This window comes from Plantibacter sp. Mn2098, from assembly GCF_049319745.1.
Taxonomy (GTDB): Bacteria; Actinomycetota; Actinomycetes; order Actinomycetales; family Microbacteriaceae; genus Plantibacter.
The window spans coordinates 130,000-154,022 of sequence record NZ_JBMOUH010000011.1; the positions used below are offsets into that span (position 1 = coordinate 130,000).

Sequence of the window (24,023 nt, forward strand, 5' to 3'; positions counted from 1 at the left end):
TCCCGGTCAGAGTTCGTTCTGCCTCGGGATCACGACCTGTTTGACGATCAGGAGCACCGCCGCCGCCGCGGGGATCGCGACGAGCGCACCGAGCAAGCCGAGCAACGACCCGCCGGCGAGGGCGGCGATGACGATGAGCGCCCCCGGCACGGAAACCGCGCGCCGCATGATGTTCGGGCTCAGCACATACGCCTCGACCTGCATGTAGATGAGGTAGTAGATGCCGGCGACGAGCGCCGTGAGTGGCGAACCGAGGCCCGGGATGAGGCAGATCAGGACGATGAGGATCGATCCGGTCAGACTGCCGACGAGCGGGATGAGCGAGAAGAAGAACGCGATGCACGCGAGCACGGCCGGGAACGGCCCGTTGATGATCGACAGGAAGATGAAGCTCAGCACACCGTTGCACGCCGCGAGCGTCACCTGGCCGATGACGTAGCGGCCGACGGAGCCCGTGATCTGATCGCTCAGATCTGCGAACCGCGCGCGCTTCGAGGCCGGCACCAGCTGGTACATCCCACGCTTGATTGATCCGAGCGATGCCGTGAAGTAGAGGGTCAGGATCAGCACGATGAGGGCGCCAAAGAAGCCGTTCGCGATGGCGACGCCGGCCTGGAAGACGCCGCCCGTGATGGCGGCGATCGTCTTCGGGTCGCTGAAGAACTTCTCGATCTCGAGCAGGAGGTCGTCGAGCGGGAGCGCAGGGAATTGGGACTTGAGGGCCTCGAGCCAGTCGAGTCTGCCGACGTCCTCGATGAGCGACGGCACCCGCTCGATGAGCGCGCTCGTCTGGGACACGATGGTCGGCACGACCGCGAACACCAGCCCGACGAACACGCCGAGCACCAGGACCACCGTGATGACGAGCGCCGCCCAGCGGGGGAGCGATCGCTTCTCCAGCCACGACACGAAGGGGTCGAGACCGAGCGCGATGAAGAGTGCCGCACCCACGTAGGTCAGGATCGTGGACAGGGCGACGACCGAGGAGAGGATCAAGGCCCCGAGCCCGACGCCGAGGGTTCCCACCAGGCCGACTCTGAACGCGTTGTGGATCTTCATCGGTGCCCCTCGTTGACGTCTGGACAATCATAGGGGCGTGCGTGGAACCCGAGATCTCCGCCGCGCCTGTTCAGCTTCCGTCTAGGCACCTCCCAGTGAGATCCACTACTCTGGAGCATCTATGTCGATTGCCGCGGCGAGTGCGGCGAATGGCGACATGCGCCGGAATCGGCGCTGAAGGAGATTATTTCGTGCGATTTGTTCTAGCTATCGCGGCGTTCGTGGTGGCCGCAGTCATGATCGTCACCGGAATCGCGCAGCGCACCGTGTTCTTGAAACCGGGCACGCTGAGCTTTGAGACGACCGTCGACAGCGGCGAGCGTTTCATCGTGATCCCCGGCAAGGTCCTGCAGACCCACCCGGGCGCACAGTCGATCGTCGCGAGCGCCTCCGCCAAGGATCCCGTGTTCCTCAGCTACGGCCGTGCGGCTGACATCTCCGCATGGCTCGGAGATCAGCCGTACGCATCGATCGGTGTGGATGCCGACTCCGGGAAGCTCACGAGCAAGGTCGTCACGCCGAAGCCTGCGACGACCGACGAGGCAGGGGCATCGGGCGCAGCCACAGATGCCGCGTCCGGGACTGATGCAGCAGGCCCGAACCCCAGAGGGTCCGACCTGTGGCTCGGCGAGTACGACGAGACCGGTGCGGTCATCACCACCGTGAACCTGCCGAAGGACGTCGACGTCCTCATCGCGACCGATGGGACGAAGCCTGCCCCCAGCTCGCTCCGCCTCGCCTGGCCGCTCGACAACGCCACCCCGTGGGCCGGTCCGCTCATCGTCGGCGGCATGCTCGTGCTGATCGGCGGCATCGTCCTTTACCTGCTCGGCATCTCGCGCATGCGCCGCTCCCGCGGCCCGCGCCGCAAGGGCATCACGACCGGACGCAAGGGGCACAGCAAACTGCCCAAGCAGCCGAAGCCTCCGAAGCTCAACTCGCCCAAGCAGCAGAAGGCGATCGAAGAAGGCCCGAAGGGACGGTCATCGATGCGTCGGTCATTCGTCGTCGCCGTTCCCATCGTCCTCGTCGGCACGCTCGGTCTGAGCGGATGCTCGCAGGACTTCTGGCCGCAGATCTCCCAGCCGACGCCGTCGCCGACCGTCTCGGCGACCAACCTGCCCTCCGACGCGGACAAGGACTTCGCCGCGCCAGTCGTCACAGTTCCCCAGGTGGAGCGCATCGTGTCGCGCATCTCGACGAGCGCTGCAGAGGCGGACGCCGCCCTCGACCCGGCGAAGGCTGGGATCCGGTTCGCCGGTCCTGCGCTCGTGGAGCGCACGTCCAACTACACCATCCGCGGCAAGAACGCGGAGTACCCCGGTCCGACGCTCATCCCGGCGTCCCCGGTCACGCTCACACTCCCGCAGGCGACGGACAGCTGGCCGCGCACGGTCATGACGGTCATCCAGGACAAGACGGACGACACCGTGCCGCCGACCGTGCTCGTGATGAACCAGGAGAACCCGCGCTCGAACTACCAGGTCGTGTACGCGGAGAAGCTCCTCGAGGGCGCCAGGCTCGAGAACGTCGCACCGGCGACCATCGGTGCCGCCTCCGTCCCGCCGGACTCGAAGCTCGTTGTGCTGCCGCCCGACCAGCTGGCAGCCGCCTACGCCGATGTCATCATCAACGGTGACTCGAGCAAGTACGCCGCCGAGTTCAACGCAGAGGGCGACGTCTTCCGGACGCAGATCGCCGCAGACCGTGAGAAGAAGAAGGCCGGCCTGTCCTCGACGGCCAGCATCGAGTTCTCCGCCGAGGCGGGCCCCGGCCCGAACATCGCGCTCGCCACGAACGACTCCGGCGCCATCGTGGCGGTCAACATCCACGAGAACGAGGTCACGAAGGTGGTCACGACCGGTGCTACCGTAAAACCGAGCGGTGCAGTCGCGGCACTGTCCGGCCTGACCGAAACGGCCAAAGGCACTCAGGCCACCTACGGCGACCAGCTGCTCTTCTACGTTCCCGGCGTCAACTCTGGAGAGAAGATCACCTTGCTCGGATTCACCCAGTCCCTCATCAGTGCGGCGGAGCTCCCGTGAGCGCCGCAGAGCCGAGTGCCGCGCACCTGAGAGGCGCTGTCGACCTGTCGGGTCTCGCGAGGCGTCACGCCGCGCCTCCGGCACAGCAGGCGGGCCAGGGCGTCGGCGCCCCACAGGGACAGCCTGGGGTCGCTCCTGAGCCGGTGGGGTCGACCGACGGCGTGACGGTTCCCGTCGCATCGCTCGTCTTCGACGCGACCGACGCCGGCTTCGGCGACGTGGTCGAGCTCTCCACCGTCGTCCCCGTCGTGATCGACCTGTGGGCGGAGTGGTGTGGGCCGTGCAAGCAGCTCTCACCGGTCCTTGAGCGTCTGACCGCGGAGTACGCCGGCCGATTCGTCCTCGCGAAGGTGGACGTCGACACGAACCCGCAGCTCGCGCAGGCGTTCCAGGCGCAGTCCATCCCGATGGTCGTCGCGGTCGTCGCCGGTCGTCCGGTGCCGATGTTCAACGGCGCCATCCCGGAGAACCAGGTCCGCGACGTCATCGAGCAGCTCCTCGAACTCTCGGCACAGAACGGCGTGTCCGGTCGTGCGGTCGTCGCGGAGGGTTCGCCCGCCGCTGAGGTCGCGGCACCGGAGGAACCGCCGCTGCCGCCACTGCACGCTGAGGCGTACGACGCGATCGAGCGCGGGGACTACCCGGCCGCCATCGCCGCCTACACGACAGCCATCGCCCAGAACCCGAAGGACGACATGGCGATCGCCGGGCTCGCGCAGGTGAACCTGCTGCACCGGCTCTCCGGCAAGTCGCTCGACGAGATCCGTGGGGGAGCGGCTGCCGCTCCTGACGACCTCGACGCGCAGCTGCTCGTTGCAGACCTCGACCTGTCCGGTGGGCACATCGAGGACGCGTTCGACCGTCTGTTGACGCTCTTCCCCGACCTCGACCAGCCGGGAAAGGACCTCGTCCGTGGCCGCCTGCTCGAGCTGTTCGTCGTCGTCGGCGCCACCGATCCGCGCGTCTCGCGCGCCCGCTCGCGCCTGACCGGACTGCTCTACTAACCCCTTCCTGCCCGCGAACTGTCAGTTGTGGCGGTTCTGCGGGCTTGAGAACGACCACGACCGACAGCTCGCGAGCTGTCGGTCGTGGTCGTTCTGGCGATGCGGGAACAGCCACGAGTGACAGTTCGCGGGCAGCTCGCGGGGAGGTCGCGGGGAGTCAGGGGGTGTAGCGGAGCCAGAGGACGCCGAGGGGCGGCAGCGTCAGCTCAGCGGATGCCGGACGCCCGGCCCAGGGGGTGTCGTCTGCGTGCACCTCGCCGTAGTTGCCGACGCCTGACCCGCCGTACTCGGTCGCATCGGTGTTGAGGAGCTCCTCCCAACGCCCAGCGTGCGGCAGACCGACCCGGTACGGGCCGACCGGCGTCCCCGAGAAGTTCACGAGCGCCGCGATGACGCCACCCGAGTGATCGCGACGCAGGAACGACACGACGCTGTTGCGGGAATCGCCCCCGTCCAACCACTCGAATCCACCGGGTTCGTGATCGCGCTCCCAGAACGCCGGCACCTCGCGGTACACCCGGTTCATCCGGGCGACGAGGTCGAGCAGGCCGCGATGGCTCGGCTGATCGAGGATCCACCAGTCGAGGCCACGTTCCTCGGACCACTCGGACGGCTGTCCGAACTCCTGCCCCATGAACAGCAGTTGCTTGCCGGGGTGCGCCCACATGAACGCCAGGTAGGCGCGGACGTTGGCGAGCTGCTGCCAGTGGTCGCCCGGCATCTTCGCGAGCAGCGAACCCTTGCCGTGCACGACCTCGTCGTGGCTGATCGGCAGGATGAAGTTCTCGCTGTGCGTGTACAGGAACGAGAACGTGATCTCGCCGTGGTGGTGCCCCCGGTACAGCGGATCGTGCTTGATGTACTCGAGCGAGTCGTGCATCCACCCCATGTTCCACTTGAGGCCGAACCCCAGTCCGCCCGCCGTCGTCGGCGCGGTGACGCCGCCCCAGCTCGTGGACTCCTCCGCGATCATGACGATGCCCGGATTGCGCTTGTACGCGGTCGCGTTCGTCTCCTGCAGCAGGCTGATCGCTTCGAGGTTCTCGCGTCCGCCGTGCTCGTTCGGCAGCCACTCGCCGTCTTTGCGGGAGTAGTCGAGGTACAGCATCGAGGCGACCGCGTCGACGCGCAGCCCGTCGATGTGGAACTCCTCGAGCCAGTAGAGCGCGTTGGCGACGAGGAAGTTCCGTACCTGGCGCTGCCCGAAGTCGAAGACCAGGGTGCCCCAGTCCTGCTGTTCGCCCCTGCGAGGGTCCGGGTGCTCGTAGAGCGGCTGCCCGTCGAAGTTCGCGAGCGCCCACTCGTCCTTCGGGAAGTGCCCGGGCACCCAGTCGAGGAGGACGCCGATGCCGGCGCCGTGCAACCGGTCGATCAGGTACTTGAGGTCGTCCGGGTGTCCGAAACGGCTCGTAGGCGCGTAGTAGCCGGTGACCTGATACCCCCAGGACCCGCCGAACGGGTGTTCTGCGAGGGGCATGAACTCGACGTGGGTGTACCCGAGCTCGGTGACGTAGTCGATCAGCTGGTCGGCGATCTCCCGATACCCGAGGCCGGGTCTCCATGAGCCCATGTGCAGTTCGTAGACGCTCATGGGACCGTTGTGCGGGTCCGAAGCCGCCCGCCGGTCGAGCCATGCACCGTCGGTCCACCGATACTCGCTCACACCGGTGACCGATGCCGTGGCGGGCGGGATCTCGGTGAATCTGGCCATCGGATCGGCTCGTCTGACCCATCGGCCGTCCTGGGCGAGGATCTCGTACTTGTACAGTTCTCCCGTGCCGAGCGCCGGGACGAAGAGCTCCCACACGCCGGTGCTGCCCATGTTGCGCATGGCGTGGGATGCGCCGTCCCAGCCGTTGAAGCCGCCGATGACCCTGACCGCCCGCGCATGGGGCGCCCATACCGCGAACGCCGTGCCGGAGGTCGCAGCGCGCACGCCGGCATGCTCGATGACGTGCGATCCGAGCACCGTCCAGAGCTCCTCGTGGCGGCCCTCGCCGATGAGGTGCAGATCGAGTTCCCCGAGGGACGGGACGTACCGGTAGGGATCGTCGGCGATCCAGGTCGAACCGTCCGCGTAGCGGGCCTCGATCTCGTAGTCGCCGAGTCCGGTGACGTGGAATCCCTGCCAGATCCCGGCCCGCACATGCGTTAATTCGATGTGGGCTCCGTTGCTAAGGATCGCGACGACCTGCTCGGCGAGCGGCCGACGCGTGCGGATCACCACGAGCGCGTCGGAGACGCCGTCGATCTGCACGGCGTGCTGCCCGAGGACGGTGTGCGGGTCGTAGTAGCTGCCGTCGGCCACGGCGTCGAGGATCCAGCCGTCGATCGTCGGCAGCGTGATCTCGTCGTGAGTCGGAGCCGGAGTGGGTGCCTGCGCCGCCTGCGCCGGAGCACCGCCCGGGCTCGCAGCCCGTCGACCGTGCCGTCGCGGTGCCGTGGACTGATCTGCCGGGGGAGTCGCCTTGCTGTCATCGGTCATGGTCGGATCCTCACGTCCAGGATGTGCACGGGTTCCACGAAGGCGTCCAACTGCACGAAGTTGCTGTCGCCCCACACCCAACTCTGCCCCGTGACGAGGTCCGTCACGTCGAGTGTCGCGCCCGGGGTCGATCCGAAGCTGGTCTGGTCCAGGTGGACCATCGTCTGTCTGACCGAGTGCGGGTCGAGGTTCGCCACGACGAGGATCGTGTCCGGGGCGCCTGAGCCGGTGTATTCCGCAGCGAGGTGCTTGCTGTACACGATGACGCTGTCGTCGTCGCTCCAATGGAAGTCGATGTTGCGCAACTGCCGGAGGGCCGGGTGGTCGCGACGAGCCTGGTTGAGCAGGGTCAGATAGGGGGCGAGTGATGCGCCGGCGGCCTCGGCCTTGGCCCACTCACGTGGTCGGAACTCGTACTTCTCGCTGTCGATGTTCTCCTCGGCGCCCGGGCGGGCGACGTTCTCGAACAGTTCGAAACCTGCGTACACGCCCCAGGTGGGTGCGGCCGTCGCGGCGATCGCCGCCCGGGTCTTGAACGCGCCGCGTCCGCCGAACTGGAGGTACTCGGTCAGGATGTCCGGGGTGTTCACGAAGAGGTTCGGGCGCAGGTAGTCGGCGGTGACCGTCGCGAGTTCGGTGACGAACTCCTCGATCTCGTCCTTCGTGTTGCGCCAGGTGAAGTAGGTGTAGCTCTGCTGGAAGCCCACCTTCGCGAGGGATCGCAGGATCGCCGGCCTCGTGAACGCCTCGGCGAGGAACACGACGTCCGGGTCCTCCGCATTGATGGTGCCGATGAGCCACTCCCAGAAGTCGAGCGGCTTGGTGTGCGGGTTGTCGACGCGGAAGATGCGCACGCCGAGTGAGATCCAGTACCGGACGATGCGCAGCACCTCGTCGCGGATGCCCTGCGGATCGTTGTCGAAGTTGATGGGATAGATGTCCTGGTACTTCTTCGGCGGGTTCTCCGCGAACGCGATGGTGCCGTCCGGCAGGGTTGTGAACCACTCGGGGTGTTCGGCCACCCACGGGTGGTCCGGGGATGCCTGCAACGCGAGGTCGATCGCGATCTCGAGTCGGTGCTTCCTCGCCTGTCCGAGGAAGTAGCTGAAGTCCTTGACCGTGCCGAGCTCCGGGTGGATGGCGTCGTGTCCGCCGTCGGCAGAACCGATCGCCCATGGTGAGCCGGGATCGTGCGGTCCCGGGGTGAGCGTGTTGTTCGGCCCCTTGCGGAAGGCATGGCCGATGGGGTGGATGGGTGGCAGGTAGACGACGTCGAAGCCCATCGCTGCGACCGCCGGCAACCGCTTTGCCGCTGTGCGGAAGGTGCCGGAGGTCCACGACCCGTCGGCGTTGCGTTTCGCGCCCTCTGAGCGGGGGAAGAACTCGTACCAGCTGCCGACGCCCGCCCGCTCGCGTTCGACGCGGATCGCGAGCGGGGCGGTTTCGGTCACGAGGCTCGCGATGGGGGCGAGCGTCGCGATCGTGTGGAGCCGTTCGTTCGTGATGGCCGCGAATCGGCCGGGATCGTCGGGGTTCCGGAGCGTCGCGGCGAGTGCGGCGAGATGCTTCCGGTCACGGAGCGGACGACGCTTGTCGATCGACGCGTCCTCGAGGAGACGGGCGCCGATGAGGTACATCACCTCGACGTCGACCCCTGCGGCGATCTTGACGGTCGCGTTGTGCACCCAGGTCGCGAGATCGTCAGCGTAGGCGCGGATGCGATACGTCCACGTTCCCTCTTCATCGAGGCGGATGTCGGTCTCGTAGCGGTCGGTTCCCGCGGCTCCCGGGGCGAGGGGGACCGGATGGGTGTACTCGCGTCCCGAGGGGGTCGTGAGGACCACCTGGGCGCCGACGAGGTCGTGGCCCTCTCGGAAGACGGTGGCTCCGAAGGGCACCACCTCGCCGACGAACGCCTTCGCCGGCCAGCGACCGCCGTCGACCGCCGGGCTCGGATCGAGGATCGGGATGCGGCCGACACCCGCGGCCGGAAGGGCTGCTCCGGTTCCGTCCCCCGTCCCGGATCCTGACTCGGCCTCGCCGGGGCGCGCGCCGCGCTCGTCCGGGCGTGGTGATTCGGTCTGCGGTGCTGACTTCGGCATGGTGCGATCCATCTCCTTCGGTGACACTCGTCCGACCGTACCGCGAATCGGGCCGATGCGCCGTGCAACGACGCAGGGTTTACGTCGTCGTCATGCACCTGCCTTATGCTGAGCGCGTGAAGGCCATCCGCAGGTTTACCGTCCGTGCAGTCATCCCGGAACGGCTCGCGCCGCTCGCCGAGCTCGCGGCGAACCTTCGCTGGTCCTGGCATGAGCCGACGCAGCGGTTGTTCGCCGAGATCGAGCCGCTCGTCTGGCGCGACACCGACCACGACCCCATCAGCGGACTCGGCATGGTGACGCCGGAGCGGTTGGACGAGCTCGCGGCCGACGAAGGCTTCGTCGCCCGCGCGCAGGCGCTCCGCGACGATCTCCGCGCCTACATCGCCGAGCCGCGCTGGTATCAGGGCATCGAGGAGCAGAAGCCGACGTCGATCGCATACTTCTCACCTGAGTTCGGCATCGCCTCAGCGCTCCCGCAGTACTCCGGCGGCCTCGGCATCCTGGCCGGCGACCACCTGAAGAGCGCCTCGGACCTCGGGGTGCCGCTCGTCGGCGTCGGTCTGCTGTACCGCTCCGGTTACTTCGCACAGTCGCTCACCTCCGACGGCTGGCAGCAGGAGACGTATCCGGTCCAGGACCCGGATGGCCTCCCGCTCACGGTGCTCCGGGAGCCGGACGGCACCGCCGTCACCGTGACCCTCGCGCTGTCGGAGGATCGCACGCTCAACGCGCGTGTGTGGATCGCACAGGTCGGCCGCGTCCCGTTGCTGCTGCTCGACACCGACATCCCGGAGAACGCCGACGGGCTGCGTTTTGTGACGGACCGCCTCTACGGCGGCTCGGGCGAGCATCGCCTGCTGCAGGAGCTGCTGCTCGGCATCGGCGGCGTACGCGCCATCAAGCGGTGGGCGGAGCTGAACGATCAGCCCGCTCCGCAGGTCTTCCACACGAACGAGGGGCACGCCGGCTTCCTCGGTCTCGAACGGATCAGCGATCTCATCGGCATCGGCTTGAGCTTCGACGAGGCCGTGCAGGTCGTGCGGGCCGGCACCGTGTTCACCACCCACACACCCGTCCCGGCCGGCATCGACCGATTCGACCGGTCGCTCATCGAGAGCTACTTCACCGGCGATCTGCTGCCAGGGGTCGCGACGTCCGATGTGCTCGCCCTCGGGGACGAGCAGGCGAACGGCGGTTCCGGCGATGTCTTCAACATGGCCATGATGGGGTTGCGCCTCGCCCAGCGGGCCAACGGTGTGAGCGTCCTGCACGGCGCGGTGAGCCGGGAGATGTTCAAGGGGCTCTGGCCCGGATTCGACGTCTCGGACGTGCCGATCACCTCGGTCACGAACGGCGTCCACGCGCCGACCTGGACCGATGCGATGGTCGCGGCGCTCGCCGAGGGCACGCTCGGGACCACGGACACCTCCGCCGCGGACTGGTCCTCTCCGTCCCTCACAGACGATGCGCTCTGGTCGCTGCGCCGGGACATGCGCGAGCAGCTCGTGCAGGACGTCAGACGGCGGGTCTCCTCCCGCCTGCGATCCGAGACGCCGACGGCGGTCGTCCCTGGGTGGATCGACGACCTCCTCGACCCGGACGTGCTGACGATCGGCTTCGCACGCCGTGTCCCGACGTACAAGCGCCTGACGCTCATGCTGCGCGATCCGGAGCGTCTGCGGCGCCTCCTGCTCGACGAGGAGCGGCCAGTGCAGATCGTCATCGCCGGCAAGTCGCATCCGGCCGACGACGAGGGCAAGCGGCTCATCCAGCAGCTTGTGCAGTTCAGTCAGGACCCGCAGCTGCGCACGCGCATCGTGTTCCTGCCCGACTACGGCATCGCGATGGCGAAGAACCTGTACCCCGGGTGCGACGTGTGGCTCAACAACCCGCTGCGTCCGCTGGAGGCCTGCGGGACGTCCGGGATGAAGGCCGCGTTGAACGGCGCCCTCAACCTGTCGATCCTCGACGGCTGGTGGGATGAGTTCTTCGACGGCGAGAACGGGTGGGCGATCCCCACGGCGGACAACGCGACGAGTGATGACGAACGCGACGACCTCGAGGCTGCTGCGCTCTACGAGATGATCGAGCATCAGCTGGCTCCGCGGTTCTACGAGCGCAACGAGGCCGGTCTGCCCGAGCGGTGGATGCGGATGGTCCGGCACACGATCACGACGCTGTCACCGGCCTTGAGCGCCGACCGGATGGTCCGCGAGTACGTCGAGCGGATGTATCTGCCGGCCGGGGCGATGGAGACGACCCTCACGGCGTCGAACAACCAGGGCGCCAGGGATCTCGCCGTGTACAAGGCGCGAGTGCGACAGGCCTGGCCGGGCGTCGTCGTCGCCCATGTGGAGAGCGGCGGCGTCGACGAGGTCCCGCAGGTCGGCGACGTCCTCCGGCTGCGCGCGTACGTGCAGCTCGGTGAGCTGAGTCCTGAGGACGTCGCGGTCGAGGTCGTCTCCGGTGTCTCCGAGCCTGGCGGGGAACTGACGCAGGTCCGCACCGAGGCGCTCGAGTGGCAGCAGTCGTCGCGCACGGGTTCGCCGGACGATTCGCTCGAGTACACGGGGTCGATCGTCCTCGACCGGGCCGGCGGCTTCGGCTATACGGTCCGTGTGGTGCCGCGGCATCCGCATCTCATCGGGCCGGCGGAACTCGGGCTCATCGCGGTGGCTGAGGGGTAGTCGTCGTTGCGGCGTCGCCCTGGCGGGTTCAGCCCGAGGCCTCTGCGCCGTCGAGCAACGTTCCGACGAGCATCCGCGTCGTCCAGTGCTCCCAGTCCCGCGCGCTGAAGCCGCGATCCCGGGTGAGCAGGAGGTAGCTCTCCGGGCTCGTCGCTGCGAGCGAGAGGTCAGCAGCCCGTGAGGCAGTCAGGCCGGGCGCCAACGCACCACGGGCGGCGAGGGCGCGGGCGAATACGAGCTGCGTGAGTCTGCGCTGCGCGAGGTTCTCGTTCCAGAGCACGGCGATCTCCGGTTCCGTGTTCATCGCTCCGCGCACGACGTCGAGGATGCCGGCCGTGCGGGAGAGGATCTCTGCGGCACCGGCGACCTGCCGTCGGATCTGTTCTGCGGCGTGCTCGGCTGACGTGGCGTGCCGCACCCAGGCGCGGTCGATGATCCGGATGTGCGCGTCGTCGCCGGCCGCTGCGGCGTCGAGGGCTTTCGCGAGGATCTCGCGCTTGGTGCCGAAGGAGTAGTAGATCGTCTGCTCGCTGACGCCGGCCCGCGCGGCGATCGCCGAGATGGAGGTCGCGGTGTATCCGGTCTCGGCGAAGAGCGCGACGGCCGACTCGACGATCCCCGCGCGCGTTCGTTCAGCACGTGCTCTGCGTCCGTCCGGCTTCGTGGGGAGTGCTGCGAACGACTCGGGGAGGTCTCCGTCCATACGATGACTATAGTGACACTATAGATAGAGTTCTTTTAGTTCCACTCTAAAAAGAGTGGCTGGATGGAGGAGCGATGCGGGTTCTGGTGCTCGGTGGTTCAGGCGCGGTCGGACGCGAAACGATCACATCGCTCCGTGCGCAAGGCGTCGAAGCGGTCAGCGGTGGTCGAAACGCTGCGCGCACCGACATCGTGGTCGATCTGCAAGGCCCGGATCTCATCGGCCTCACGAGTGCAGCTCAACACGTCGACGTCGTTGTGAACGCTTCAGGTCAGGAAGATCCACGAGTGGCGGCCTCGGTCGCCTCGGCCGGCGCGGCGTTCGTCGAGATCAGTGCGACGGCCGCCTATCTGCAGCAGCTCGAGCGGCGCGACTGGTCTGCTCCCGTCGTCCTGGGCGTCGGACTCGCCCCCGGGATCACCAACGTGTTGGCCAGGGACGTGGCCGCTCGCTCTGTCGGACCGATCGACATCGGCATCGTCCTGGGCGCAGGGGATGCCCACGGACCGGCGGCCACGGCATGGAGCTACTCGCTGTTCGGACAGTCCTTCGTCGACCCGGCCGGTGGCGGCCGGGTCCGCAACTACACCTCGCCCAGATCGATGCTGCTGCCTGGCGGGCGGGTGAGACGGTTGTTGCGGGCCGATTTCGCCGATCAGCACACCCTCACGCGTGAACTCGATCGGCCGGTGCGCTCATTCTTCGGTACGGACGACCGGTTCAGCACCGCCCTCCTCGCCGTACTGACCTGGGTGCCGGGCGCACGCGGACTCCCAGCGGTGCACCTGCCGGGAGGTGACCGCTGGGTCGTCCTGGCCGAATCGGGCTCTGGCGAGCGCGCCTGGGCCGTGGGGAACGGTCAGTCCCGCGCGACCGGGCTCGCGGCTGCAACCGCCGCGATCAGATCGGTCGGTCTCGCAGCCGGTGTGCACGGCGTCCAAGCCGTGCTCGCCGTGGAGGACGTCGACGGATGGGACGGCATCACGGTCGGGCGGGACTGATCTGCCCGGGTCAGCGCGCGATGTCCGCGAACGCTCCGGAGGTGACCGTCAGGAGGTCGTCCGCACGGAGTTCCAGATCGAACCCGCGACGTCCGCCGGACACGAACACCGTGTCCCACAGGCCGGCGGACTCGTCCACGAACGTGCGCAGCGGCGTCTTCTGCCCGATGGGGCTGATGCCGCCGACGACGTACCCGGTCTTCCGCTCCGCGAGCGCCGGGTCGGCCATCTGCGCACGTTTGCCGCCGGCGGCCGCCGCGATTGCCTTCAGATCCAGTTGCGTCGACACGGGGACGACGCCGACCACGAGCGTGCCGTCGACGTCGGCCAGGAGCGTCTTGAACACCCGCTCCGGCGCGACGCCGAGGGCCGCAGCCGCTTCCAGGCCGAAGCTGGGTGCCGCCGGGTCGTGGACGTACGGGTGTGCGACGAACGCGATGCCGAGCGTCGTGAGGCGCACGGTCGCCGGGGTCCCACCACCCTCCTGACGCTTCTTCGCCGCCATCACACCGCTCGGAAGAGCTGCATCGACGTCGGCGCGACGGGCAGGACGTCGCCGGGGGAGAACTGCTGCTCCGGTGCATCCGGCGTCTCGTTCGCGCTGTTCCAGACGCGGACGTAGTGGTCGACGTCATCGTGCGCCGGCAGGGTGACGTCGACGGAGGTCTCGACGCCGTGGACGATCAAGAGGATCCGGTTGGCGTCCTCCGTCTCCGGCGTCGACGCGGAGAAGAACTGCAGCGTGCGGTTGCGCGGGCTCGTCCAGTCGTCGGTGCTCATGGTCTCGCCACCGGCGTCGAACCAGTCCATGACCGATGCGCTCGGCGTGTCCTCGCCGAGCGTTGCGAACCGGATGGGCCGGAGCGCCGGGTTCGTGCGGCGGAGTTCGAGGAGTTTCGTCGTGTGCTGCAGGAGGTCCTGCTGCCACGGTTCGAAGGTCCAGTCGAGCCAGGTGAGTTCGGAATCGTGGCAGTACGCGTTGTTGTTGCCCTGCTGGCTACGGCCGAATTCGTCTCCGGCGGTCAGCATCGGCATCCCGGAGGAGAGCAACAGGGTGCCGAGGAGGTTCCGCATGGCCTTGCGCCTGGCTGCGAGGACCGTCTCGTCCGTCGTCGGGCCCTCCGCGCCGTGGTTGAACGACCGGTTGTTGTCGGTGCCGTCGCGGTTGGATTCGCCGTTGCCGACGTTGTGCTTGACGTCGTAGGAGACGAGGTCCGCGAGGGTGAAGCCGTCGTGTGCCGTGATGAAGTTGACCGAGGCGAGCGGGCCGCGCTCCGCGGCGAAGGTGTTGCTCGACCCCGCCAGACGAGTGGCGAATCCGCCGATGCCGATGGGGGCCTCTGCACGCCTGGCGTAATCGATGTCGGAGAGCCAGAAGTTCCGGACGCGGTCGCGGTAGCGGTCGTTCCACTCGTGCCAGCCATCGGGGAAGTTGCCGGTCTGCCAACCGCCCATGCCGACGTCCCACGGCTCGGCGATCATCTTGACGTCCGCGAGCTGCGGATCGGTCACGATCGCGTTGATGAGCGGGTGGTCACGCGTGTACTCGACGCGCTCGTCACGGCCGAGCGTCGCCGCGAGGTCGAAACGGAACCCGTCCGCCTGGACCTCGTTCGCCCAGTAGCGCAGCGAGTCGAGGACGAGGCGCTGTGGAACATCGTGCGAGAAGTTCACGGTGTTGCCGCAGCCGGTGACGTCGATGTACGCGCCCGTGTCGTCCTGACGGTAGTAGTTCGCGTTGTCGATGCCGCGGAAGCTCATCCGCGGGCCGCCGAGACCCTCCTCGGCCGTGTGGTTGTAGACGACGTCGAGGATGACCTCGAGGCCGGCCTCGTGGAGGAGCTTCACCATCCCCTTGAACTCCCGCAGCACGGCGTCGGGACCTGCCGCCTGCGCCTGACGCGTCGCGTACGCGGCGTGCGGACTGAAGAAATTGACGGTGTTGTAGCCCCAATAGTTGGTGAGCCCCTGCTTGATGAGCCGCTGCTCGGAGACGAACGCGTGCACGGGGAGCAACTCGATGCTCGTCACGCCGAGCGAGTGCAGGTGCTCGATCATGGCGGGGTGCGCGAGTCCTGCGTAGCTGCCCCGCAGTTCCTCCGGGACACCGGGGTGAAGGCGGGTGAGTCCCTTGACATGGCCCTCGTAGAGCACTGTCCGATCCAGCGGGGTCTTCGGCTTCTGCGCCTCACCCCAGTCGAACGCGTCGTCGACGACATATGAACGCCACTGCTCCGCGGCGACCCGGGTGAGTCCGCGCGCATAGGGGTCGAGCAGGAGCGTCTGCGGGTTGAAGACGTTGTTCGGACTCGTTGGACCCGATGCCCTGACCGCATACCGGCGACCCCGGATGAGGCTGCGTGAGCGACCGGTCCAGACGTTCCCCTCGCCGCGTTCCATCTGCACGGTGCGGGTGATCCAGTTGGGATCCTTGTCGTCGAAGATCACCAATTCGAGTGCATCGGCGTGCTCGGACCAGACGCGGAGTTCGCCGCCGTAGGGGCCGAGGCGGACTCCGAGGTCGTGCAGGGGGTCTGCGGCAGTCATGCGTTCTAGAGTAGTGAGTGAGTGGGGGCAATCTTCCCCAACGAGTGTTGTTTGGAGATGAACGTGTCGGTCTATCTGGATCACGCGGCCACCACCCCCATGCGCCCTGAAGCGATCAGCGCGTACGCCGAGGCGATGGCCGTCGTCGGCAACCCGGCATCCATCCACGGTCCGGGGCAGCAGGCCAGACGGATGCTGGAGGAAGCACGGGAGACCGTCGCGGCCACCCTCGGCTGCGACCCCATCGAGCTCGTCTTCACCTCCGGCGGCACCGAGTCGATCAACCTCGCGGTCAAAGGACTGCACTGGAAACGACAAGACGACCGCACCCGCCCCGTCGTCGTGGCCCCGAACGGTGAGCACCACGCGACGATGGACACGATCGAGTGGTTGCAGCGGCACGAGGGCGCCCAGCCGCGCTGGATCGGCATCGACGCCCTCGGCCGCATCGACGCTGCCGCCTTCGCCGCGGCGCTCGCCGAGGACGGGGACCGCGTCTCGCTCGCCACGATGCTGTGGGCGAACAACGAGGTCGGCACCATCCAGCCCGTTGCCGAGATCGCCGGGATCAGCGCCGCACACGGCGTCCCGTTCCACATCGACGCCGTTTCGGCATACGGCCACGTCCCGATCGACGTCGACGGATTGCGCGCAGCGTCCGGTTCGACGGGGGCGACGGGACTCGTCGCGCTGAGCGTCTCCGCCCACAAGATCGGCGGACCCGTCGGCATCGGCGCACTCGTTGCATCGCGGTCCGTGACGCTCGAACCGCTCCAGCACGGCGGGGGGCAACAGCGCGGGCTGCGCTCCGGCACCCAGGACGTCGCCGCAGCGGTGTCGTTCGCCGTCGCCGCCGCAGCAGCAGAACGCGACCGGATCACAGAGCACGCCCGCTTGACGGCGCTGCGGGAGCGGTTGATCGCCGGCGTGCAGCACGCGGTCCCCGGCGCAGTTGTGAACGGCGACCCCGTCGATCGCCTGCCGAGCAACGCGCACTTCGTCTTCCCCGGCGCGCAGGGGGACTCGCTCCTGTTCCTGCTCGACATGGCCGGTGTCGCCGTCTCCACCGGATCGGCCTGTCAGGCCGGAGTGCCGGAGCCGTCGCACGTGCTCCTCGCGATGGGTCGCTCGGAGGACGTCGCACGGACCGCCATCCGCGTCACCCTCGGACGGACGACGACAGAGGCCGACGTCGATGCACTCGTCCGAGCGCTGCCGCACGCCTACGCGAACGCCGCGAAGGCCGGCTACGCGGACCGGACCACGGTCCTCGGCGCGCGCCCCTGACCACTCGCCCGTTCGGCCAGGCCGCCGCTTCCGGGAGGCCTGGAGGATACGGCGCGTAGACTTGTCGGGTGAAGGTACTGGCAGCGATGAGTGGCGGAGTCGATTCCGCAGTGGCGGCGGCACGGGCGGTCGACGCCGGGCACGACGTGGTCGGCGTGCATCTTGCGCTCAGCAGGATGCCGGGCACGCTCCGCACGGGCAGCCGAGGGTGCTGCACCATCGAGGACTCGATGGACGCCCAGCGGGCCGCGAACCTCATCGGCATCCCGTACTACGTGTGGGACTTCTCCGAGCGGTTCAAGCTCGACGTCGTCGACGACTTCATCGCGGAGTACCGCGCCGGCCGCACGCCGAACCCCTGCATGCGCTGCAACGAGAAGATCAAGTTCGCAGCCCTGTTGGAGAAGGCGATCGACCTCGGATTCGATGCCGTCGTCACCGGCCACTACGCAAGCATCGTGACCACGGAGGACGGCCATCGCGAACTCCACCGCGCAAGCGCTTGGGCCAAGGACCAGTCCTACGTCCTCGGCGTCCTGACCGCTGAGCAGCTGGCCCACTCGATGTTCCCGCTCGGTGCGACGCCGTCCAAGGCCGAGGTGCGCGCTGAAGCGGCAGAGCGCGGTTTCACCGTCGCGAACAAGCCGGACAGCCACGACATCTGCTTCATCCCGGACGGCGACACCCGCGGTTGGCTGGGGGAGCGCGTCGGAACCGAAACCGGGCAGGTGCTCGATCGGGACGGCTCGGTCGTCGGTTCGCACGAGGGTGCGCATGCCTTCACGGTCGGTCAGCGGAAGGGCCTGCACCTCGGTGTCCCGGCTCCCGACGGCCGCCCTCGTTTTGTGCTGGAAGTGCGACCGAAGGACAACACCGTCGTCGTCGGCCCCAAGGAGGCGCTCGCGATCGGTGAGATCGCCGGCGGCAGGTACACCTGGGCCGGGCGCGCCCCGGAGAACCTCGAGACGGCGTTCTCCTGCGACGTGCAGATCCGCGCGCACGCCGATCCGGTCCCGGCCACCGCCGTGCTCGTCGACGGCGAGATCGTGGTTCGGCCGGACGTGCCGCTCGACGGCGTGGCACCCGGTCAGACCGCAGTCCTCTACCTCGGAACCCGTGTGCTCGGTCAGTTCACGATCGATCGCACCGTGAGCGCTGTCCCGGTTTCGGCCACCGGCTGAGCCCAGGCGCGCAGCCGCAACACCCAGAACGCCGAAACGGCCACCGACGCGATGTCGGTGGCCGTTTCTGCGGGTGCGTCTCAGCGCCCGGACCTACACGGTCTTCGTGGCGGCCTTCGCGGCGGCATTCTGACCCTTCGGCTTCTTGACGAACAGCGTCTCCGCTTGTTCGAGCGTCAGACCGTTCGTCTCCGGGATCTTGATGAGGACGAAGAAGAACGACAGCAGGGCGAAGAAGGCGTACATGCCGTAGGTGAGCGGCAGGGACCAGGCCGACAGGCCGGGGAACGTCACGGTGATGAGGAAGTTCGCGATCCACTGGGCCATCGCGGCGACACCGAGTGCCTTCGCGCGGATCTTGCCCGGGAAGATCTCACCGAGCAGCACCCAGACGAGCGGGCCCCACGACGCGCCGAACGCGACGACGAAGACGTTCGCGGCGATCAACGCGACCGTGCCCCACGGCTGGTCGAGGCTGACATCGCCAGCCGCGTTCGTGGACGAGTTCATAAACGAGATCGCCATCGCGCCGAGTGAGACGGCCATGCCGATGGAACCCGTGAGCAGGATGGGGCGGCGACCGATGCGGTCGACGAGCAGGATCGCGACGATCGTCACGGCGACGTTCGTGACCGAGGTGATGACGGAGATCGTGAACGAATCCGACTCCTGGAAGCCGACCGCCTTCCAAAGCGTGGTCGAGTAGTAGAAGATCACGTTGATGCCGACGAACTGCTGGAAGATCGACAGGATGATGCCGATCCAGACGATCGGCAGGAGCCGGCCCGGACCCGACCAGAGGCTGGCCTTCTTCGTGGTCTCGTCCTGCTTGACAGCCTGCTCGGCCTCACGGACGGCCTTGTCGACCTCCGCCTTCGGAAGGATGCTCGCGAAGACCTTGCGTGCTTCGTCGACACGACCAGCGCGGACGAGGAAGCGGGGCGACTCAGGCAGTCTGAGGGCGAGGAGGCCGTAGACGACCGCTGGGATCGCGCAGGCGATGAACATCCAGCGCCACGCTTCGACGCCGAACCAGAGTTCCTTGATCGCGCCTCCGGCGGCCCCCGCGAGCAGCGAGTCCGAGAGGAGCGCAGCGAAGATGCCGAGGGTGATCGCGAGCTGCTGCAGCGATGCGAGGCGGCCGCGGATGGTGCTCGGGGCGATCTCGGCGATGTAGGCGGGGGCGACGACGGAGGCGATGCCGATGCCGAGGCCGCCGACGACGCGCCAGATGATGAGATCCCACGGCGCGAACGCGAAGCCGGCGCCGAAGGAGGAGACGAAGAAGAGCCCGGCGCCGATGAGCATCGTGAAGATGCGTCCTCGACTGTCGGCGATGCGGCCGGCGAGGTAGGCGCCGAGCGCACAACCGAGGAGCGCGGAGGCGACGGCGAAGCCGATCGCGACTTCGCTCAGATTGAAGGCCGTCTGCATGGCGTCGACCGCGCCGTTGACGACCGACGAGTCGAAGCCGAAGAGGAATCCGCCGACGGCCGCCGAGATCGCGATTCCCACCACCCGACGTTGGAGTTGCTTCGGACTGATGTCTGGCGTACTGCCGCTCGCTGGGGTTGTGGACACGATTCCTCGTTTCTGCACTGCCTGCTCCGCGGCGGATTGCACTGCGGAGGTTCGTCGGGAGGGTCAGCGAGTACGGTCGTGCACGATGTTGTCGGCGTCCCCCTCGCTCGACACCGAACGCCGTCCACTGTACTCGCGTCACGGCCCTCATCAAGGGGGTGGCGCGATCCGGTCCCGGATGGGCCGATGTCGGCGGCCTTCTCTAGACTGAGCAGGTGGCAGACGGCATCGAACTCACTCTCCAGCAGGCCTCCCAGGAAGCCGAGGCGCTGACGACGCGCATCCTCGAACTGCGCGACGCGTACTACGAGCGCGACGAGTCGCTCGTCTCCGATCTCGAGTACGACGGCATGATCCACCGGCTCGAAGAACTCGAACGGCTCTATCCGGAGCTGCAGAGCCAGGACAGCCCGACGCAGACCGTCGGCGGGCGCGCAGAGACGACGCTGTTCGATCCGGTCACGCACCTCGAACGCATGCTGAGCCTCGACAACGTCTTCTCGATCGAGGAGTTCGAGGCGTGGGCCGCCAAGGCGCAGCGCGACGCAGGGGGCGCCGTCGACTTCCTGTGCGAGCTCAAGATCGACGGGCTCGCCATCAACCTCCGCTACGAACGCGGTGTGCTCGTGAGCGCCGCCACGCGCGGAGACGGCGTCGTCGGGGAGGACGTGACGGAGAACGTCAAGTACATCGCCTCCATCCCCACCAGGTTGCAGCCGGCTCCGGCGCCGACGGGGTCGGACGCCGTCGTACCGTTCCCGGACGTCGTCGAGGTGCGCGGCGAGATCTTCTTCCCGGTCGAGGCCTTCCGAGAGCTCAACGCCTCGCAGGCGGAGGCCGGGGAGCGCATCTTCGCGAACCCGCGCAATGCGGCCAGCGGCTCGCTCCGCCAGAAGGCCGAGAGCAAGACGCCGGCTCAGTTGACCCTCATGAAGGACCGCCTGTCTCGGCTGCAGATGCTCGTGCACGGCATCGGCGCGTGGGAGAACCCACCCGTCCGCTCGCAGTCGCAGGTCTACGAGCTGCTGCACAGCTGGGGCCTGCCCACCTCGACGCACTACCGCGTGACGAAGACGGCCGCGGACGCAGCAGCCTTCATCCAGTACTTCGGCGAGCACCGAGACAGCGTCGAACACGAGATCGACGGCATCGTCATCAAGATCGATGATCTCGCACTGCACGCGGAGCTCGGGGCGACCAGCAGGGCGCCTCGCTGGGCGATCGCCTACAAGTACCCGCCGGAGCAGGTCAACACCAAACTGCTCGACATCGTGGTGAGCGTCGGCAGAACCGGCCGGGCAACACCGTTCGCGGTGATGGAGAAGGTGCGCGTCGCCGGGAGCGAGGTCCGCCAGGCCACGCTGCACAACCAGGACGTGGTGAAGGCCAAGGGTGTGCTCATCGGTGACACGGTCGTCCTGCGGAAGGCGGGTGACGTCATCCCGGAGGTCCTCGGGCCGGTGGTGGAACTGCGCGACGGCACGGAGCGGGAGTTCGTGATGCCGGCCGACTGTCCGGAGTGCGGCACACCGCTCGCTCCGGCCAAGGAGGGCGACATCGACCTCCGCTGCCCCAATTCCAAGAGCTGCCCTGCGCAGGTCCGTGGTCGGGTGGAGCACCTCGGTTCGCGGAGCGCGCTGGACGTCGAAGCGCTCGGCGAGGTCGCTGCCGCCGCGCTCACGCAGCCGCTCGAACCGGCCCAGCCGCCGCTGCCCACCGAGGCGGGCATCTTCTCGCTCAAGATGGCGGACATCTTCCCGGTGACGGTCGTCGTCCGGGACTCCGAGACGGGTCTGCCCAAACTCCTCGACGACGGCACACCCAAGACCGATACGCCGTTCCGTCGGAAGCGAGCGCCCAAGAAGGATGGCTTCCACGACCCCGATGCCGCCGAATTCGACGGCGATGAGGACTCCGTGCCGTCGAAGAACGCGATCGAGTTGCTCGCCAATCTCGACGCCGCCAGATTCCGCCCGCTGTCACGGCTGCTCGTGGCGCTCAACATCCGTCACGTCGGTCCGGTGGCGGCTCGCTCGCTCGCCGAGTACTTCGGTTCGCTCGACGCGATCCGGTCCGCCAGCCGCGAGGAACTCGCGGCGGTGGACGGCGTCGGCGGCATCATCGCGGACGCCCTGCTGGCGTGGTTCGAGGTCGACTGGCACCGCGACATCGTCGACCGGTGGACGGTGGACGGTGTGCAGTTCGCCACCCCTGGTCACCCAGGACCCGGTGCAGCGGAGGCCTCGGGCGGAGTGCTCTCCGGTCTGACGATCGTGGCGACGGGTTCGCTCGACGGCTTCACACGGGACGGCGCTCAGGAGGCCATCATCTCGGCCGGCGGCAAGGCCGCATCGAGCGTCTCGAAGAAGACGGACTTCGTCGCTGCCGGTCCAGGCGCCGGTTCCAAACTGGCAAAGGCCGAGTCGCTCGGTGTCCGCATCATCGATGCAGCCGAGTTCGCCATCCTCGTCACCGAGGGCCCGGACGCCCTGGGGCCCGCCCCTGAGCCGGCTGAATCCTCCAGCTAGTGCTGCTGGTCGTCCTGCAGGAGCTGCTCCCTGACTGAACGACGCAGGACCTTGCCGATGAGGGACGTCGGCAGGGCGTCGACCTGGACGATGCGCCGCGGCACCTTGTAGGGCGTGAGGATGCCACGAGCGTAGGCGCGGAGCTCTTCGACGTCGAGCGTCTGCCCTGGTGCGACGACGACCGCCGCGACGACCTCCTCGCCGGAGTGCGCGCTCGGCAGGCCGACCACGGCGGCATCGGTGATCGACGGGTGGCTTCGCAGGACATGCTCGACCTCGGTCGGCGCCACGTTGAATCCACCCGTGATGATGAGCTCCTTGATGCGGTCGACGACCGTCATGAACCCCTCGTCGTCGATGCGGACGATGTCGCCCGTGCGGAACCAACCCCCTGGGAGCAGCACCGCAGCGCTCTCCTGTGGCTTGTTGTAGTACCCCTGGAAGACCTGCGGACCGCGGACGAGGAGTTCGCCAGGTTCGCCCGTCGGTCGTTCGGTCGTCGGGTCCTCAGGGTCCACGATCTTGACCTCGGTGCTCGGCAGCGGCAGGCCGATCGTGCCGGGCTTCCGCCCATCTGAGACGGGGTTCGCAGAGATGACCGGCGAGCACTCCGAGAGCCCGTAGCCCTCGACGAGGAATCCGCCTGATGCGCGCTCGAACGGGACCACGAGCTCATGGGGGAGCGCCATCGCTCCGGAGATCGCGATCTCGGTGCCGCGGATGGACACGCCCTGCGCCGTGGCGGCTGCGAGCAGTCGATCCGCGATGGGCGGGACGGCGGGGAGGAAGGTCGGCGGCCGCTTGCGCATGACCTTCAGCACGAGGTCAGGATCGAACTTCGGGAACAGGACGAGCCGCGACCCCATGCTCATCGCGAAGGTGAGGCACAGGGTCAGGCCGTAGGCGTGGAACATCGGCAGGACGGCGTAGACGACCGCCTCACCGCGTTTGACCGTCGGAACCCAGGCGCGGGACTGGGCAGCATTGGCGAGCAGGTTCGCGTGGGTGAGCGCCGCGCCCTTCGGCGAACCCGTCGTCCCGCTCGTGTACTGGATGAGCGCGAGCTGCGACGTCGCCGGCTTCGGGTGCTCAGGATCGATCGGATTCGATGCGAGCAGGCTCTCCCAGCGGATCGTGCCCGAGACGGGGCCGGTCAGTTGCGCCCTGGACTCCTTGGCCTTCTTGATCGGCAGGCGGAGTGCGAGACGCATGGTCGCCGGCATCGCTCGGGTGATGTCGATCGTGATAAGCGAGGTCACCGCGAGGTCCGCCGGGAAGTCCTGCAGGTGGGGTGCGACCTTGTCCCAGACGATCGCGACCTTCGCGCGGTGGTCTTCGAACTGGTGGCGCAGCTCCTGCGGCGTGTAGAGCGGGTTGTGCTCGATGACGACGGCGCCGAGGCGGAGGACGGCGTAGAACGCGACGATGTGCTGCGGGCAGTTCGGCAGCATCAGCGCGACGGTGTCGCCGGAGCGGACGCCGAGCGACCGGAGCCCCTCCGCGGCGCGGGCGATCTGCTCGGTCAGCTCCGTGTAGTTCGTCGTCGCACCGAAGAACTCGAGGGCGACGGCGTCCGGGTAGCTCGCCGCGGACTGCTCGACGAGGTCGCCGAGGCTCCCTGTCTGCTCTGGAATGTCGGACGGCACCCCCGCGGCGTAGCTGGCGACCCAGGGGCGCGGTCTGGTCGTACGGTCTGCGTCGGTGGCGTCATCGCTCGATCTCACGGGACAACCCTACGGGGAATGCGCCCGCTTCCGCGCGGTGACGACGCCTCCCGCACGACGCCAGGAGAGTAGGGGAGTGACGCCCG

15 protein-coding genes are annotated in these 24,023 nt (G+C 68.0%); 7 read left to right on the top strand and 8 right to left on the bottom strand.

Annotated elements, in window-relative coordinates; translation table 11 throughout:
• Positions 1-6: 6 nt before the first annotated feature.
• Positions 7-1,059, bottom strand: coding sequence for an AI-2E family transporter (locus tag ACL9RL_RS17265; protein WP_422781519.1), 1,053 nt, complete (start codon positions 1,057-1,059; stop codon positions 7-9).
• Positions 1,060-1,250: 191 nt separating this feature from the next.
• Between ACL9RL_RS17265 and ACL9RL_RS17270 the strand changes: the two genes are divergently transcribed.
• On the top strand, positions 1,251-3,104 hold the full coding sequence (locus ACL9RL_RS17270) for a hypothetical protein (RefSeq protein ID WP_422781520.1): 1,854 nt from the start codon (positions 1,251-1,253) through the stop codon (positions 3,102-3,104).
• Positions 3,101-4,108 carry a tetratricopeptide repeat protein gene (locus ACL9RL_RS17275; RefSeq protein WP_422781521.1) on the top strand — a complete coding sequence of 336 codons (1,008 nt, stop codon included), beginning with the start codon at positions 3,101-3,103 and terminating at the stop codon, positions 4,106-4,108. Before ACL9RL_RS17270 ends, ACL9RL_RS17275 begins: the two co-directional genes overlap by 4 nt.
• Before the next feature lie 157 nt (positions 4,109-4,265).
• Here ACL9RL_RS17275 and glgB read toward each other — a convergent pair whose 3' ends face one another.
• Positions 4,266-6,593: a 1,4-alpha-glucan branching protein GlgB gene (glgB, locus tag ACL9RL_RS17280; protein WP_422781522.1), complete on the bottom strand. Its 2,328-nt coding sequence runs from the start codon at positions 6,591-6,593 to the stop codon at positions 4,266-4,268.
• A complete protein-coding gene (locus tag ACL9RL_RS17285) occupies positions 6,590-8,695 on the bottom strand; it encodes an alpha-1,4-glucan--maltose-1-phosphate maltosyltransferase (protein WP_422781523.1) in 2,106 nt (701 codons plus the stop codon). The genes glgB and ACL9RL_RS17285 overlap by 4 nt, the downstream gene beginning before the upstream one ends.
• 116 nt (positions 8,696-8,811) lie before the next feature.
• Here ACL9RL_RS17285 and glgP point away from each other — a divergent pair, with 116 nt between their 5' ends.
• A complete protein-coding gene (gene glgP / locus ACL9RL_RS17290) occupies positions 8,812-11,385 on the top strand; it encodes an alpha-glucan family phosphorylase (protein WP_422781524.1) in 2,574 nt (857 codons plus the stop codon).
• 28 nt (positions 11,386-11,413) lie between these two features.
• Here glgP and ACL9RL_RS17295 read toward each other — a convergent pair whose 3' ends face one another.
• Entirely contained in the window at positions 11,414-12,088 is a 675-nt protein-coding gene (locus ACL9RL_RS17295; protein ID WP_422781525.1) for a TetR/AcrR family transcriptional regulator, read from the bottom strand.
• A gap of 74 nt (positions 12,089-12,162) precedes the next feature.
• Between ACL9RL_RS17295 and ACL9RL_RS17300 the strand changes: the two genes are divergently transcribed.
• The gene (locus tag ACL9RL_RS17300) at positions 12,163-13,089 is read left to right on the top strand and encodes a saccharopine dehydrogenase (protein WP_422781526.1); all 927 of its coding nucleotides are present in this window, start codon (positions 12,163-12,165) and stop codon (positions 13,087-13,089) included.
• Between the two features lie 10 nt (positions 13,090-13,099).
• Here the strand turns inward: ACL9RL_RS17300 and ybaK are convergent, their stop codons facing one another.
• A complete protein-coding gene (ybaK, locus tag ACL9RL_RS17305; RefSeq protein ID WP_422781527.1) occupies positions 13,100-13,594 on the bottom strand; it encodes a Cys-tRNA(Pro) deacylase in 495 nt (164 codons plus the stop codon).
• Positions 13,594-15,636 (bottom strand): glycogen debranching protein GlgX, encoded by a 2,043-nt coding sequence (gene glgX / locus ACL9RL_RS17310; RefSeq protein WP_422781528.1) that lies wholly within the window; start codon positions 15,634-15,636, stop codon positions 13,594-13,596. Before glgX ends, ybaK begins: the two co-directional genes overlap by 1 nt.
• Before the next feature lie 63 nt (positions 15,637-15,699).
• Here glgX and ACL9RL_RS17315 point away from each other — a divergent pair, with 63 nt between their 5' ends.
• Positions 15,700-16,923, top strand: a complete 1,224-nt coding sequence (locus ACL9RL_RS17315; RefSeq protein ID WP_422781529.1) for a cysteine desulfurase family protein — start codon at positions 15,700-15,702, stop codon at positions 16,921-16,923.
• A 68-nt stretch (positions 16,924-16,991) separates the two neighbouring features.
• Positions 16,992-18,104: a tRNA 2-thiouridine(34) synthase MnmA gene (gene mnmA, locus ACL9RL_RS17320; RefSeq protein WP_422781530.1), complete on the top strand. Its 1,113-nt coding sequence runs from the start codon at positions 16,992-16,994 to the stop codon at positions 18,102-18,104.
• A gap of 93 nt (positions 18,105-18,197) precedes the next feature.
• On the opposite strand, the gene ACL9RL_RS17325 is transcribed toward mnmA, so the two are convergent.
• Positions 18,198-19,685, bottom strand: coding sequence for a sugar porter family MFS transporter (locus tag ACL9RL_RS17325; RefSeq protein ID WP_422781531.1), 1,488 nt, complete (start codon positions 19,683-19,685; stop codon positions 18,198-18,200).
• A gap of 215 nt (positions 19,686-19,900) precedes the next feature.
• On the opposite strand from ACL9RL_RS17325, the gene ligA reads away from it, so the two are divergent.
• On the top strand, positions 19,901-22,213 hold the full coding sequence (gene ligA / locus ACL9RL_RS17330) for an NAD-dependent DNA ligase LigA (RefSeq protein ID WP_422781532.1): 2,313 nt from the start codon (positions 19,901-19,903) through the stop codon (positions 22,211-22,213).
• Here the strand turns inward: ligA and ACL9RL_RS17335 are convergent.
• Entirely contained in the window at positions 22,210-23,937 is a 1,728-nt protein-coding gene (locus tag ACL9RL_RS17335; RefSeq protein WP_422781533.1) for a long-chain-fatty-acid--CoA ligase, read from the bottom strand. The genes ligA and ACL9RL_RS17335 overlap by 4 nt on opposite strands.
• Between the last annotated feature and the right edge of the window lie 86 nt (positions 23,938-24,023).

What these genes read in the sequence shown, in the direction of transcription:
- ACL9RL_RS17265 (WP_422781519.1), bottom strand. Translation starts at nt 1,059, where the DNA reads ATGAAGATCCACAACGCGTTCAGAGTCGGCCTGGTGGGAACCCTCGGC.
- glgB (WP_422781522.1), bottom strand. Translation starts at nt 6,593, where the DNA reads ATGACCGATGACAGCAAGGCGACTCCCCCGGCAGATCAGTCCACGGCA.
- ACL9RL_RS17285 (WP_422781523.1), bottom strand. Translation starts at nt 8,695, where the DNA reads ATGCCGAAGTCAGCACCGCAGACCGAATCACCACGCCCGGACGAGCGC.
- ACL9RL_RS17295 (WP_422781525.1), bottom strand. Translation starts at nt 12,088, where the DNA reads ATGGACGGAGACCTCCCCGAGTCGTTCGCAGCACTCCCCACGAAGCCG.
- ACL9RL_RS17300 (WP_422781526.1), top strand. Translation starts at nt 12,163, where the DNA reads ATGCGGGTTCTGGTGCTCGGTGGTTCAGGCGCGGTCGGACGCGAAACG.
- ybaK (WP_422781527.1), bottom strand. Translation starts at nt 13,594, where the DNA reads ATGGCGGCGAAGAAGCGTCAGGAGGGTGGTGGGACCCCGGCGACCGTG.
- glgX (WP_422781528.1), bottom strand. Translation starts at nt 15,636, where the DNA reads ATGACTGCCGCAGACCCCCTGCACGACCTCGGAGTCCGCCTCGGCCCC.